Annotated in this window: 10 protein-coding genes; 3 read left to right on the top strand and 7 right to left on the bottom strand. The window is 60.4% G+C overall.

Translation table 11 applies throughout. The annotated features are described in order from the left end of the window. Window positions 1–43 precede the first annotated feature (43 nt). Window positions 44–1,387 carry a PTS sugar transporter subunit IIC gene (locus ACGHIZ_RS10465; protein ID WP_195444678.1) on the bottom strand — a complete coding sequence of 448 codons (1,344 nt, stop codon included), beginning with the start codon at window positions 1,385–1,387 and terminating at the stop codon, window positions 44–46. 120 nt (window positions 1,388–1,507) lie between these two features. After that, on the bottom strand, window positions 1,508–2,908 hold the full coding sequence (locus ACGHIZ_RS10470) for a glycoside hydrolase family 1 protein (protein ID WP_390447905.1): 1,401 nt from the start codon (window positions 2,906–2,908) through the stop codon (window positions 1,508–1,510). Window positions 2,909–3,211: 303 nt separating this feature from the next. On the opposite strand from ACGHIZ_RS10470, the gene ACGHIZ_RS10475 reads away from it, so the two are divergent. Together ACGHIZ_RS10475 and ACGHIZ_RS10480 are read left to right on the top strand one after the other, a co-directional pair. Next, window positions 3,212–3,931: a GntR family transcriptional regulator gene (locus ACGHIZ_RS10475; RefSeq protein ID WP_156598143.1), complete on the top strand. Its 720-nt coding sequence runs from the start codon at window positions 3,212–3,214 to the stop codon at window positions 3,929–3,931. 68 nt (window positions 3,932–3,999) lie between these two features. Further along, on the top strand, window positions 4,000–4,938 hold the full coding sequence (locus ACGHIZ_RS10480; RefSeq protein ID WP_390447908.1) for a type I phosphomannose isomerase catalytic subunit: 939 nt from the start codon (window positions 4,000–4,002) through the stop codon (window positions 4,936–4,938). A gap of 281 nt (window positions 4,939–5,219) precedes the next feature. Here the strand turns inward: ACGHIZ_RS10480 and ACGHIZ_RS10485 are convergent, their stop codons facing one another. Next, entirely contained in the window at window positions 5,220–8,120 is a 2,901-nt protein-coding gene (locus ACGHIZ_RS10485; RefSeq protein ID WP_390447911.1) for an ATP-dependent helicase, read from the bottom strand. A gap of 292 nt (window positions 8,121–8,412) precedes the next feature. Next, entirely contained in the window at window positions 8,413–9,393 is a 981-nt protein-coding gene (locus ACGHIZ_RS10490) for an undecaprenyl-diphosphate phosphatase (protein ID WP_390447913.1), read from the bottom strand. 247 nt (window positions 9,394–9,640) lie between these two features. On the opposite strand from ACGHIZ_RS10490, the gene ACGHIZ_RS10495 reads away from it, so the two are divergent. Further along, the gene (locus ACGHIZ_RS10495; RefSeq protein ID WP_006235921.1) at window positions 9,641–10,078 is read left to right on the top strand and encodes a universal stress protein; all 438 of its coding nucleotides are present in this window, start codon (window positions 9,641–9,643) and stop codon (window positions 10,076–10,078) included. A 202-nt stretch (window positions 10,079–10,280) separates the two neighbouring features. On the opposite strand, the gene ACGHIZ_RS10500 is transcribed toward ACGHIZ_RS10495, so the two are convergent. The 3 genes from ACGHIZ_RS10500 to ACGHIZ_RS10510 form a co-directional block, all read right to left on the bottom strand. Further along, entirely contained in the window at window positions 10,281–11,324 is a 1,044-nt protein-coding gene (locus tag ACGHIZ_RS10500; RefSeq protein WP_346976961.1) for a sensor histidine kinase, read from the bottom strand. 9 nt (window positions 11,325–11,333) lie between these two features. Further along, window positions 11,334–12,005 carry a response regulator transcription factor gene (locus ACGHIZ_RS10505; RefSeq protein WP_217750588.1) on the bottom strand — a complete coding sequence of 224 codons (672 nt, stop codon included), beginning with the start codon at window positions 12,003–12,005 and terminating at the stop codon, window positions 11,334–11,336. Window positions 12,006–12,178: 173 nt separating this feature from the next. After that, the gene (locus ACGHIZ_RS10510) at window positions 12,179–12,886 is read right to left on the bottom strand and encodes a hypothetical protein (protein ID WP_233504770.1); all 708 of its coding nucleotides are present in this window, start codon (window positions 12,884–12,886) and stop codon (window positions 12,179–12,181) included. Window positions 12,887–13,041 lie beyond the last annotated feature (155 nt).

A 13,041-nucleotide genomic window follows, 5' to 3' on the forward strand; every position in this document is an offset into this window, starting at 1 on the left:
GTACCGGCGCCCGCAAAGGTGAAAGGGACGAACGTTAGGCGTTCTACTCGGCGAGAGCCTCCTGCTTGGCGATTGCCTTCTCGGAAATCTTCATAAAGGGCAGGTAGACGGCCATGCCAATGACAATCTCGATAGCCTGCCACACGCCAGCGCGCCAGTCAAAGCCCGTAGCGAGCAGGGCATTGATGACGGGAGGCATGGTCCAGGGCACCTGGGCGATGCAGGGGCTGATGATGCCTGCGCAGGTAAGGCCATAGGTGATGCCGATGAACAGGTCGGGAAGGAGGACAAACGGGATCATGAGCGGCAGGTTGTACACGATGGGGTAACCGTAGATAACCGGCTCGTTGATGTTGAACAGACCAGGCAGGATAGCCATCTTGGAAACGGTCTCGGAAGCCTTGTTTTTGGAGAACAGGAGCGTGTCGAGCAGGAGCATGAGGGTGCAGCCCGAGCCGCCGATGAGGGCGAAGCTGTTAACGATCTGCATGTTCATGTAGTGATCGGGCTGGATGGTGCCACCGGCGGCAAAGGTAGCCATGTTGTCGACGATGAGCATGGTCAGGATCGGCTCGACGGTAGCGCCAGAGATGGTGGACTGGTGAATACCGACGCAGAACAGCAGGTTAGCAAGGGTGTAGATGAGGATAACAGCCCACGGACCAGCGTTCATGATGCTCTTGAGCGGGTTGGAGATGCACGTGGAGATGATGGTGCACAGATCGGTGCCGGCGCACACGGCGAGCAGGGCTGCGGCAAGAGCGAAGACCGCGAGGTTAAGCAGCATCGGAATCATGACGTTGAAGGAGTTGGAGACCGCGGGAGGCACGCCCTCGCCCAGCTTAACCTTGAGCTTCTCGACGCCAGAAATCTTGATGAAGAGCGAGACGGAAAGCAGGGCGATGATAATAGCCGAGAACAGACCGTTGGTGCCGGTGTTGGCAGTCGAAAGGGCGCCCGTGACCTCGGCGGAGGTGATCTTGTCGGTGAGCAGTGGGCTCGTGGCGGCAAGCGTGGCGGTGATCTGCTGCGGCATCATGATGACGAAGGCAGAGATAGCGACGACCATGCAAGCAAGCGGATTATCGAAGCGCTTGTTCTTAGCGAGGCTGTAGCCAATCAATCCGGCCAAGATAATGGCAGAGACGTTGAGGGTGCCCAGCGTAATCGCCGAACCCCACGTCTGAAGGTTGGCAAGGCCCGCCGCATCGAGCGGGAACAGAGGGAACACGACGTTGTTAATAAGAACCGCGATACCCGCAAGGATATAGAGCGGCGTGATGGTCGCGAAGGCGTCACGCAGGGAACGCAGGTGAACCTGGTTTCCCACCTTCGCAGAGACCTCGGCAAACTTGTCGAGGAAGCTCTTTCCGTTGTCACTGGCCATGATTGCTCCTAACTTTCAAATCCGGCCTTTTCCTATGCGCACGGTGGTCTGTCGCCCTCTGCCACCAGATGTGCCATGCGTTGCGCGCAGCGGCGCGCGGTCTGGGCGTTCGCCCGTTCGCTAATCAACCACGTGAGTCGTGGCGACCTGCTTGAGCCAAGCTGCCGACTTCTTAAGGCGGCGCTTGTAGCCGTCCATAAGGTCGACCTCGACAAAACCGTAACGGTTCTTAAAGGCATTCGCCCAAGACCAGTTATCGATGACGGCCCAATAATGGTATCCACGGCACTTGGCGCCCTCGGCAATTGCCTTGGCAACCCACTCCAGGTGCTGGCGTACAAAGTCGACGCGGTAGTCATCCTGGATGGTTCCTTCGGCGTCTCGGTTCTTGTATTCGTCCATGATGCCGATGCCGTTCTCGGAAACGAACCACTCAAGATCGGGGTAGTTCTTAGCGCAGTCCATGCCAAAGTCGTAGAGGCCCTGCGGGTAGATCTCCCAGCCGCGGCTCTCGTTCATAACGGCGTCGGGCCACACGTACTCGTCGGCAAAGTGCGGCAGACCGTACTGGTCGATCTTGCTCGCCGGCGCCTGAACGCGCGTGGGGTGGTAGTAGTTGCAACCGAGCCAGTCGACAACACCCTGCTTAAGAATCTCTTGGTCGCCGGCACGGAACGGAAGCTTAACGCCGCCCTCGGCCAGGCTGTCGAGCACGTCGGCGGGAAGCTCGCCCTTGGTAATGAGGTCGAGCCACCAGCGGTTGTTGACGCCGCTGGTCATACGCACGGCCTCGAGGTCCGCCTCGCTGGGGTTCTCCTTGGTGTAGACCGGGGTAAAGCAGTTGATCATGCCGATCTTGGCATCGCTGCGAACGGCGCCCTCGTCATAGGCGCGACGGTAGTTGGCCACGGCCAGCGCATGTGCCAGCGAGATGTGATACTGCACGGTGCGAGCGCGGCTAAAGTCGTGGAGCTGCGGGAACCACACGCCCTCCTGATAGCGCTGCTCGGGCTCGACGATGGGCTCGTTAAAGGTGAACCAGTACTTGATCTCCTGGCCAAACTCGTGGAAGGCGACGTCGGCGTAATGTGCGTAAGCCTCGACAACCTCACGGCTCTCCCAGCCGCCACGGTTAAAAAGGTAGGTGGGCATGTCAAAGTGGTACAAGTTGACAAACGGCTCCAGGCCGGCTTCGCGAGAGGCGCGGAACAACTCGTGATACCACGCGGCGCCTTCCTCGTTGAGGTTGCCGTCGGCATCGAGCAGACGGCTCCACTGGATGGAAGTGCGATAGGTATCCAGGCCCAAGTCCTTCAAAATGCGAAGGTCTTCCTGGTACTTGGCCATAAAGTCATTGCCGGCGTAAGAGCCAACGCAGTTGTAGAACGAGCCCAGATCCTGGATGGACCAGGTGTCCCACAGGTTCTCGAGCTTGCCGCCCTGGTTCCACTGACCCTCAGTCTGCGGGCCGGACATAGCAGCGCCAAAGAAGAAGTCGTTGGGCAGCTGATACTGTGCCATCAAAGTCCTCGCTTTCGTGTTCTAGAGCTTCCGGTTGGAGACGGGTTTGCTTTGGCAGGTTATCCGGCGCGGGCGCGCACCGGTCATACCGATATCCAACCCGCCAAAACAAAACCGTCCCCAAACGGTCGATCCTGTTCTGCGGAAAGATTCCGTTCGTTGCTTAAACTATAGCGCTCTAATTCTAAAAGTAAAGCGTCTTTTTCTTTTTTCTTTCTCGAGCTTCTTAGATAAAGGTTATATGGGTGCCTTGTTAAGGGTTATACTTACTTGCGTATTGATATATGTCGGAAAGGAGGTTCAATGATTCCCAAATACGAGGCGATAGCTGCAGATATTCGTCGAAGCATCGAGGATGGCACTCTTAAACCGGGCGACAAGCTTCCCACCGTCGTTGAGTTCTGCGAGCTCTATAGCGTTTCCAAAATCACCGTCAAACGAGCTATCGAGCAAATCACCGAGGAAGGTCTTATTACCAGCCGACGCGGATCGGGTACCTACGTTAAGGACACGGCGGGACTTCCCGGTCAGGCGTTTTTCCAGGGCAAAAACGACCGTGCCCAGGGCTTTTCGTATGAGCACCGCGGGGAGAAGGTGACCTCGGTGGTCTACGATTTCTCGATTGTTAATCCACCAGCGGACATCGCAGCCCAGCTGGGAATTGCCGAGGATGACTTTGCCTATCACATCGTGCGCGTGCGTCAGGCCGATGAGAAGCCCATCGTTATCGAGTACACCTACATGCCCCTCGAGCTGATTCCAGGCCTTAAAAAGAAGGACCTGTACGGATCGGTCTACCACTTCATCCGCGAGCAATGTGGGCTGAAGATTTCGAGCTTCCACCGTACCATTCGCGCCGTGGCAGCAACCGAGGAAGAAGCCGAGCGCTTGGACACCAAGCCTGGCTCTCCCCTGCTCGAGCTCACCCAGATTGGCTTTTTGGACAGCGGCGCCGCCTTTGAGTATTCGGTCTCGCGCAACGTTGGCGACCGCTTTGAGTTGCACAACGTAACGTTGGCATAGGTTTTTGTAGTCATCCGGGCGCTCGCTTTGAGCTGTTTTGTGCAGCGCCCGCGCAACACAATGGGGGTATGAACATGTCCGATTTGATTAAGCTGACGCCGATCTTCCACGAGAAGATCTGGGGCGGTCGCCAGCTCGAAACCGTATTTGGCTACGACATTCCCGATGGCCCCATCGGTGAGTGCTGGGCCATCTCGGCCCACCCCAACGGCGACTGCCAGATTGCGGAGGGCCCGTATGCCGGCCACACGCTGTCGTGGCTGTGGGCCGAGCATCGCGAGCTCTTTGGCAACTGCGAGGGCAAGGAGTTCCCGCTGCTCATTAAGATTCTGGACGCCAAGGACGACCTTTCGATCCAGATTCATCCCAACGACGAGTACGCTGCCGAGCACGAGAACGGTAGCCTGGGCAAAACCGAGTGCTGGTATGTGCTGGACTGCGAGCCCGGCTCCACGATTATCGTCGGCCAGCGCGCGCATGACCGCGCCGAGGCCGCACAGATGATCGAGGACGGCCGCTGGGACGACATGCTCAACGTGCTGCCGATCCACAAGGGCGACTTTTTCCAGATTGATTCCGGTACCGTGCACGCCATCAAGACCGGCACGCTCATTTTGGAGACGCAGCAGTCGAGCGACGTGACGTATCGCCTGTACGACTACGACCGTCCCGGCACCGACGGCAAGCTGCGCCCACTGCACATTGAGCAGAGCCTCGACTGCATCGACTTTGATGCCCAGGCTCCGACCGACGGCACGGTGACCGCGCCCGAGGTAAACGGCGTGACCGAGCTCGAGTCTAACTCCTGCTACACCGTCGATCGTGTGCGCGTCGACGGCAGCAAAACCCTCGACCAGCGCTGGCCCTTCATGTGCCTGTCGGTCATCGACGGCGAAGGCACCGTCTGCGGCGACCCCGTCCACAAGGGAAGCCACCTGTTGGCCCCGAGCACCGTCAGCTCCATCGACCTCGAAGGCAAGATGGAACTGATCATCAGCCACCTGTAGGTCGCACCAACAACCCAAACGCAACAAGGGGCTCTCCCGTCCATGTGCGGGAGAGCCCCTTGCCATATCTATTTATCAGCCCACCCGGCTCTCCAGATCAAAAAGCGAACGAGCAGAGCGACGTTCGCAAGCACCGTTACCCAAGGACCTGGGCGGGCGTATAGGGCAACATCGATCGCGAGTTCCGCACGCAAAGGAGAGCACTTAATGTGCTCTCCGTCTTGCGCAGGACTGCCCGAGCAGGCGATGTTGCCCTATACGCCCGCCCAGGTCCGCCAGGATCACGACAGCTTGACGATCGGCGCAAAGCCCTTCATCAGCTTTTTGGTCTGGCCGGTCTTTTCGAACTGGACCTCGATCATGTCTCCGGCGACCGAGATCACGGTACCCGTGCCAAAGGTCTTATGGCTCACGGTATCGCCCGCGGCAAAGTCCTGTGATGCACTGGCGCGATCGACCTTGCGCTCCACCGTCGGGGACACCTTAGACGACGGCTTTTTGGCTCGCGGCGCGCCCGAGCCAAAGGTCGAGGCAACACGGCCGGCGTCTGGCGAGACCCCACGATGGCGTTCGGTCCCGTAACTGCTGCCGCCAAAGAAGTCGTCAAAGCTCGATCCGCCACGCGAACCGGAACCGCCGGTCGAGCGCGTATGCGAACCGAACACCTTGCCGCCATACATATCCGAGCCCATGCCCGAGCCAAAGGTGCCGTGACGGTCGCCGCGCTTCTCCCAGCCCGTCCCCTCAAAACCGGCAGAACCGATACCGCTAAACTCGATGTCCTCAAACGGAATCTCGTTGAGAAAGCGCGAGCGCGGATTGGCAGAGGTCGAGCCGTAGGTGCGACGCGTGGCGGCATACGTCAAGAACAGGCGCTTACGGGCACGCGTGATGGCGACGTAGGCCAGGCGACGCTCCTCCTCGAGCTTACCCGGGTCATCGCTGCCGCCAAAGTCGTGCACGTGCGGGAAGATGCCCTCCTCCATGCCGGCCACGAACACCGCCGGGAACTCCAGGCCCTTGGCGGAGTGGATGGTCATCATGGTAATGGCATGCGTCTCGCCGGCCAGGGAATCCAAGTCGGAGCGCAGGGCCAGCCACTCCATGAGCGCCGGCAGCGCCTTACAGGTGAGCGGACCGTAGGTGCGCTCGATCTCGTCGGCATGCACGGCACCCGCCGGCATCTCCGTCGGCGCGGCATACGCGTTGCCCGCGATGGCGGCGGCCAGGGCATCCTGCGGAGACAGCGCCGGAGCGGCCAAGCTATCGAGCGGATTGGAGCCCGCGGCGTCACGCGCGCCAACGAGCGCCTCAAACGAGGATACCGGGGCAGATGGCCCCGGTTCGGGCGCAGGCGCGCTCACCACGACAGGCTCGGGCTCGGCGCTAGCAGGCACATCGGCAACACCGGCAGCGCGCAGCTCTTCCAAGCTCTCGAGCGTACCTTCGATATCCTCGTGCGTCTCCTCAAATTCGGCGGCGACGCCCAGGAATTCCTGGATGTTCTCGGCGCGGCTCTCGGACTCCATGGTGCCCTCGGCGCGGAAAGCCTGCAGCAGGCCCGTCTTATCGACGATCATCTCGACGACGTCCTTGAGCTCGCCGTCCATGCGGCGACCCTCGCGCACCAGCGCCACAAAGCTCGACAGGCCGTTGCGCACCTTGGCGCTAAACATGCCCGTCTCGGCTGTTGCGATCTCACAAGCCTGGAAGAACGAACAACGGTTGTCGCGCGCCAGCTGCTCGATCTTTTGGATCGAGGTGGAGCCGATACCGCGGCGCGGCGTGTTGATGACGCGCTTGACGCTCATCTCGTCGGCCGGGTTCACGATCATCTTAAGGTAGGCCATGACGTCGCGGATCTCGGCACGGTCGAAGAATCGCGTGCCGCCCACGATCTTGTAGGGCACGCCCGCGCGCAGGAACATATCTTCGAGAATACGCGACTGGGCGTTGGTGCGGTAGAACACGGCGATATCGTCGTAGCTCGTGCCTTTGGCATGCAGTTTTTCGATCTCGCCGGCAATCCAGCGGCCCTCGTCGCGCTCGTCGCTTGCCTGGAAGGCCTGAATCTTCTCGCCATCGCCCTCGGCCGTAAACAGACGCTTGTCCTTGCGCTGCGAGTTGTGGCGAACAACGGCATTAGCGGCGCTCAGGATGTGACCCGTGGAGCGATAGTTCTGCTCCAGCTTGACGGTCTTGCAGTTTTTAAAGTCCTTCTCAAAGTCCAGGATGTTGGTGATGTCGGCGCCACGCCAGCTATAAATGGACTGATCGTCGTCGCCCACGACCATGAGGTTTTGGTACTTGGCGGCCAGCAGGTTGGCGATCTCGTACTGGACGTGGTTGGTGTCCTGATACTCGTCGACGCTAATGTAGCGGAAGCGCTCCTGGTACTTGTCGAGCACCTCGGGGCGGGTGCGCAGCAACTCGAGCGTGCGCACGAGCAGATCGTCGAAGTCCATCGCGTTGGCGGCGCGCAGACGGCGTTCCAGCTCCAGATAGACCTGCGCGGCCTTTTTGTCGTTGGGGCTGTCGGCGGATTTGAGCATGTCCTCGGGGCCGATCATGGCGTTTTTAGCCGAGCTGATCTTGCTGCGGATCATGTTGATGGGGAACTGCTTTTGCTCGATGCCGAGCGTCTGCATAATGTCGCGCACCATGCGCTTTGAGTCATCGTCATCGTAGATGGTGAACTGACCGGTGTAGCCCAGCAGGTCGGCGTCCTCACGCAGCATGCGCACGCACATGGCATGGAACGTGCACACCCACATGCCACGGGTGCCGCTGGGAATGAGTGCCGCCAGACGCTCACGCATCTCGGCCGCAGCCTTGTTGGTAAACGTGATGGCAAGGATCTGCCAGGGCTTAACGCCCAGGTCGCCGAGCATATGTGCGATTCGGAAGGTCAAGACGCGGGTCTTGCCCGAGCCGGCGCCGGCGAGCACCAGCAGCGGGCCCTCAGTGGTCAGGACCGCCTCGCGCTGGGCGGGATTCAGGCTGTCGATGTCGACGATCGGCTTGGCAGGCTTGGGTGCCGGCGCGGGAGCGTCGTAGATGTCGAGCGGAACGAGCTCGGGCTCCGGCGCAGCAGGGGCGGTGTATGCATCGAGCGGCACGGGTTCCGGCGCGGGCGGCACGGATACCGCGACGTTCTTTTCCCAGGGCAAGGGCTGGGTCATGGGCGACTCCTCATCTGACGGACGGCGCGCCTGCGGGCGGCGCCATAGTTTGAGCCGTACCAGTATACCGAGCCGCGCGGACACCGACGCAAATCACACCACGACTCCGTGCGTCACCGTCAGGCCCACCCCATTGCGCCAATCACAGAGCCAGCGATGTCACGGCAGCAGCAGCGAGCGACGGTCAGGGCGAACAAATTGGCATGAAAAGGAGGCGGCATAGACCTTTTGGTCATGCCACCCCCTTTGAATGACAAGTTGTCGCCCTGGCCGCCGCGCAGCGTCGACTAAGTTAGAGGCCGAGCATCGGCTCCAAGACGAAGAAGTACGCAAGCACCACGATGCCCAGAATGATGCGGTAGACGCCGAAGCACTTGAAGTCGTGACGGCGGACGAAGCCCATAAGCCACTTGATAGCGATGAGCGAAACCACAAAGGCCACAACGCAGCCCACGCCCAGGATGGCGACCTCGTTGGCACCGAACGTACCGCCCTTGATGAAATACTTGACGAGCTTGAGCGCACTCGCGCCAAACATGACAGGAATGGCCAGGAAGAACGTAAACTTGGACGCCACCGAACGCGTGCAGCCCAAAAGCAGGCCGCCGATGATGGTGGAACCGGAGCGCGACGTGCCCGGCACCAGCGAGAGGATCTGGAAGCAGCCAATGCCCAGTGCAGTCTTCCAGCTCAGGTCCTCGAGCGTGGCGATGGAGCCAAAGTCCAGATTCTCGTCATCGTCCTCATCCTCAGCGGTAGCCGCGGCGGGCGCCGCAAAGTGCGCACCGGCGGGACGTCCACCCGACACCACAGCACGCGAACCAAACGAACCGGCAACGGCCATTTCCTCGCGCTTGCTCGCGCGCCAGTTCTCGATCACGATAAACAACACGCCGTACACAATGAGCGCCAGCGCCACGACGGGAGCATTGTAGAAATGCTCCTCCATCCAGTCGTTAAGCGGCAGACCGATCGCCGCGGCGGGAATGCAGCCGAGCACAATCTTGCCCCACAGCACCCAGGTGTCGCGACGGCCCTCCTTGCCCTTGCTGGGCGAGAACGGATTGAGCTCATGGAAGAACAGCACACAGACGGCCAGAATGGCGCCGAGCTGAATCACGACCAGGAACATATTCCAGAACGTCTCGCTCACGTTCATCTTGACGAACTCGTCCACCAAGATCATGTGACCGGTCGACGAAACAGGCAGCCATTCGGTGATGCCCTCGACCAGGCCCATGAAGGCAGATTTTAGAAGCTCGATAATATCCAAAGGGACCCCCTCGTTAGACACCCGCCGATATTGTTCTGCGGACGGTGCGGGCGATGTCCCATTATCAACCGTTCGGGCGCGTCTACGCCTACCCTTACCAAAAAACTCGCCCGTTCACAGAATTGCGAGCGGTCAAACCCAAATCCTTGGGTATAACTGCAACAAGATAAAGTGTCCGGCGGCCAACGCGCCCGCGCCCGCCCGATGCACGAGCCCCGCGCCCGTGCGATAGACCAAGGAGGAAACCATGAACGAGGGCTACACCAAGGTATTTGTTTCACTCGACGGTACTGAGCAGCAGGATTTTGTGCTCGCACGCGCCATCAAGGTCGCCGCGAACAACGGCGCCAAGCTAATCATCGGCCACGTTATCGATTCCACGGCGCTCGAGAGCGCCGGTTCCTATCCGGTCGATCTGGTCAACGGCCTAGAGGAGGCATTTAAGAACTCCATCGCCAAGCAGCTCGAAGAGGCCAAGGCCAATCCCGATATTCCCGAGGTCGAGGTCATGATTCGCGCCGGCCGTATTCGCGAGACGCTCAAGGACGAGATGCTCGACGTGGTTAAGCCCGACCTGGTGCTCTGCGGCGCCCGCGGCCTGTCCTCGATCAAGTATGCGCTGCTGGGTTCGATTTCGACGTTCCTGCTGCGCAACACGGACTGCGACATCTTGGTCGTGAAGTAGGTTCCTTCCCGTCGGCGCAAGGCCTGCGGGGTTATCACGCCGACGTCCTCGCCGCTTCGCGGCTGCGGGATGTCGGCTTTGATAACCCCTCCCGGCCTTGCGCCTTCGTCACCGCACTTCAGCGAGTTGTCTGATTGAAAAATAGCGTGCCGCCCCGTTTGGGGCGGCACGCTTTGTTTGAGGCGGACATCTGCCGTGTGCGTTACTCGAAGTATTGAAACTTGTTGGTTGAGAAGGCAAACGTGACGACGAAGCCTTCGCCGGGCTCGGATGCCGCGGTGACGTCGATGCCCATCTTGGAGCACAGGCGCGCCACCAGGTAGAGGCCGATGCCCGTTGCGCGCTTGGTGGTGCGGCCGTTGTCGCCGGTAAAGCCCTTCTCGAACACGCGAGGCAGGTCTGCCGCACACACGCCACAGCCGTTGTCCGCGACGGTAAGCTCGATGCGCTCGCTTGCCAGACCCTCGTCCAGCAACGCACCCGAAAACACGATCTTTGCGCCGTCCTCACGCGCATATTTAATGCTGTTCTGAATGAGCTGGCCCAGAATAAACTCGAGCCACTTCTCGTCGGTAAAGACCTCAAAGTCGAGGTTCTCGCACACCGGCGCCACGTGTGCCGCGATGAGCTCGCGCGCATTGGCCTTGATTGCGCCCGTCACCAGAGCCTTGAGGTTCCAACGTCGAATCAGATAATCGCGCTCCACAACCTCCGAGCGCGCATAGTAGAGCGCCTGGTCGATATAGCGCTCCACGCGGGCAAGCTCGCGACCGAGATCATCTACGCGCGACAGATCATCTTCGCTGCCGTCCAGGTTTTCCAAAATCAGATGGGCTGCCGCCAGAGGCAGCTTGGCCTCGTGGACCCAGCTCTCGATATAGTCGCGATAGTCATCGGTCTGGCGCCTGCCTTCGGCAACCTCGTCACAAGCGGCTTTGCCCACCCGGCGCAAGACCTCGTACTCGAGCTCGCCCTCGGCATAGGTCGGACATTGCACCATCTCCTGCACCCATGCGGGACTCTCGAGCTCCTCTGCCGCGCGCTCCAACTGACGCAGAAAACGGCGACGGCGAGCGTACTCGATCACGATGCCGAGCATACCAAAGATAAAGGACACGCCAACCGCCACGACCACGATAGAAACGGGTGCACCGGCGACCGTCAGCACAAAGCAGCTCAGCAGCACGCCGCACGTCCACACGGCGACGGGAAGCAGCGCGTCTTTAAAGAACTTGGCAAACGACATAGCCGGCCCCTAGACCGAATAGCCTTGGCCGCGGTGCGTCGTCAAATACCCCTTGATGCCGATTTTTTCGAGCGTGGTGCGCAGGCGGTTGATGTTGACGGTAAGCGTATTGTCGTCCACGAAGGCGTCGGAGTCCCACAGATCCTGCATGATGGCCGAGCGCGAAACAATCTTGCCCGCGCGGCTCAGAAGCAGCGAGAGAATACGCAGCTCGTTTTTTGTGAGCTCGGTGCTGGTGCCCGTTTGCGTGTTGGTGACCATGGAGCGTGCGAGGTCGAGCTCCAGTCCCTTGTGGACGAGCGTGCTGCGCTCGCCCGCCGCCGCGGTGCGACGCAGCAAGGCATTGATGCGCGCCACGAGCACACGGGCGCTGTAGGGCTTGGGAACAAAGTCGTCCGCGCCAAGCGTCATGGCCATGACCTCGTCGATCTCGGTCGCGCGCGACGTGAGGACGATGATGGGAACCTCGGATTCGCGGCGAACCTCATGGCAGATATGCTGGCCGTCCTTGACGGGAAGCGTGAGGTCGAGCAGCACCAGGTCGGGCGCGGCGGCGAGAATATCGCGCGAGACATGCTCAAACGATTCGCAGGCCTCGACCTCAAAACCGGCACGGGCAAGGATGTCGGCAAGCTCACGACGAATGGGCTCGTCGTCCTCAACGATATAGATTAGCGCCATGGATTCCGCCCCCCTCTTGGTTGTCTTGCCCCATTATGACCGCGGATCCGCAGATACGCGCCTCACGCGGCACCAAAGTGACAGAACTGTTCGCGAGTGGCAGAGGCTTGCCTCTCGCTCGCGACGAGCACGGGAATTAAATGAGTTTTTAATCCCCGTCCCAGAAACATCATTTAGCGGCGGGCACGGAGCTTTTCGTAGCCTTCGGCGAAGAAGGCGACCGTGGCGGCGTCGGAGTCGGCGGCGTCGGAGTCGGCGGCGGCAACCACACCGTGCTCGTCGCTCACCAGAAACAGCGCACCCTTGAGCTGCGCGGGAATGTCTACGCGCGTGACCGGGATGCCCTTGGTCTGGGCCAGCTGCTCGATGAGCGTCGCCGTGCCGCACAGGCACTCGTCCGCCGGCGCCACAAAGGCCAGCTCGCCGTTATCGACGGCGGCGAGCAGCTCGGGCGCCACGCCGGTTTCGTCGGCCTCGGAGCGGGCCTCGGCGGAGCGGGCACGTAGCGCCTTAGCCGACGTATCGGCCAGCGGCTCGTACTCGCCCACCGTCATGGCGGCGTTGCCATTGACGTCGATCACCAGCATGAGTACGCCGTCGTGCGCAGTGTAATCGCCCTCGGCAAGCGACCACTCAACGTGCTGTTTAGCCCAGCTGAGCATGTTATGGGTAAGCGGCTCGCCCTGCACCAGGCGCTCGGACAGTGCGCGAATGTGGCGGTTGAGCATGGGCACCTTTTTGTTGGACATGCGCCAACGGCAGACAAGCGCGGGCTTGTCGAGCGTGAACTTCTCGACCGCCTCCTGATTGGCGCAAAAGTCCTCGTACGCACGCTGATCCTCGGCATTGCCAAACAGCTCGGCATCATCAATCTGGGGCATGGTTGTACCTTTCGTGTTAGTCATTCCGTCCTCTTATACCAAAAAGACGGCCCTCCAAACGGAGCGACCGTCTTTTGCAGAGATTATTTTGGCGATATGGTCAGGCGACCAATCAGCTTTATGGGATAGAGCAACATCCCATAAAGGGTTTTCCA

The organism is Collinsella sp. i05-0019-G5 (assembly GCF_042851345.1).
GTDB lineage: Bacteria > Actinomycetota > Coriobacteriia > Coriobacteriales > Coriobacteriaceae > Collinsella.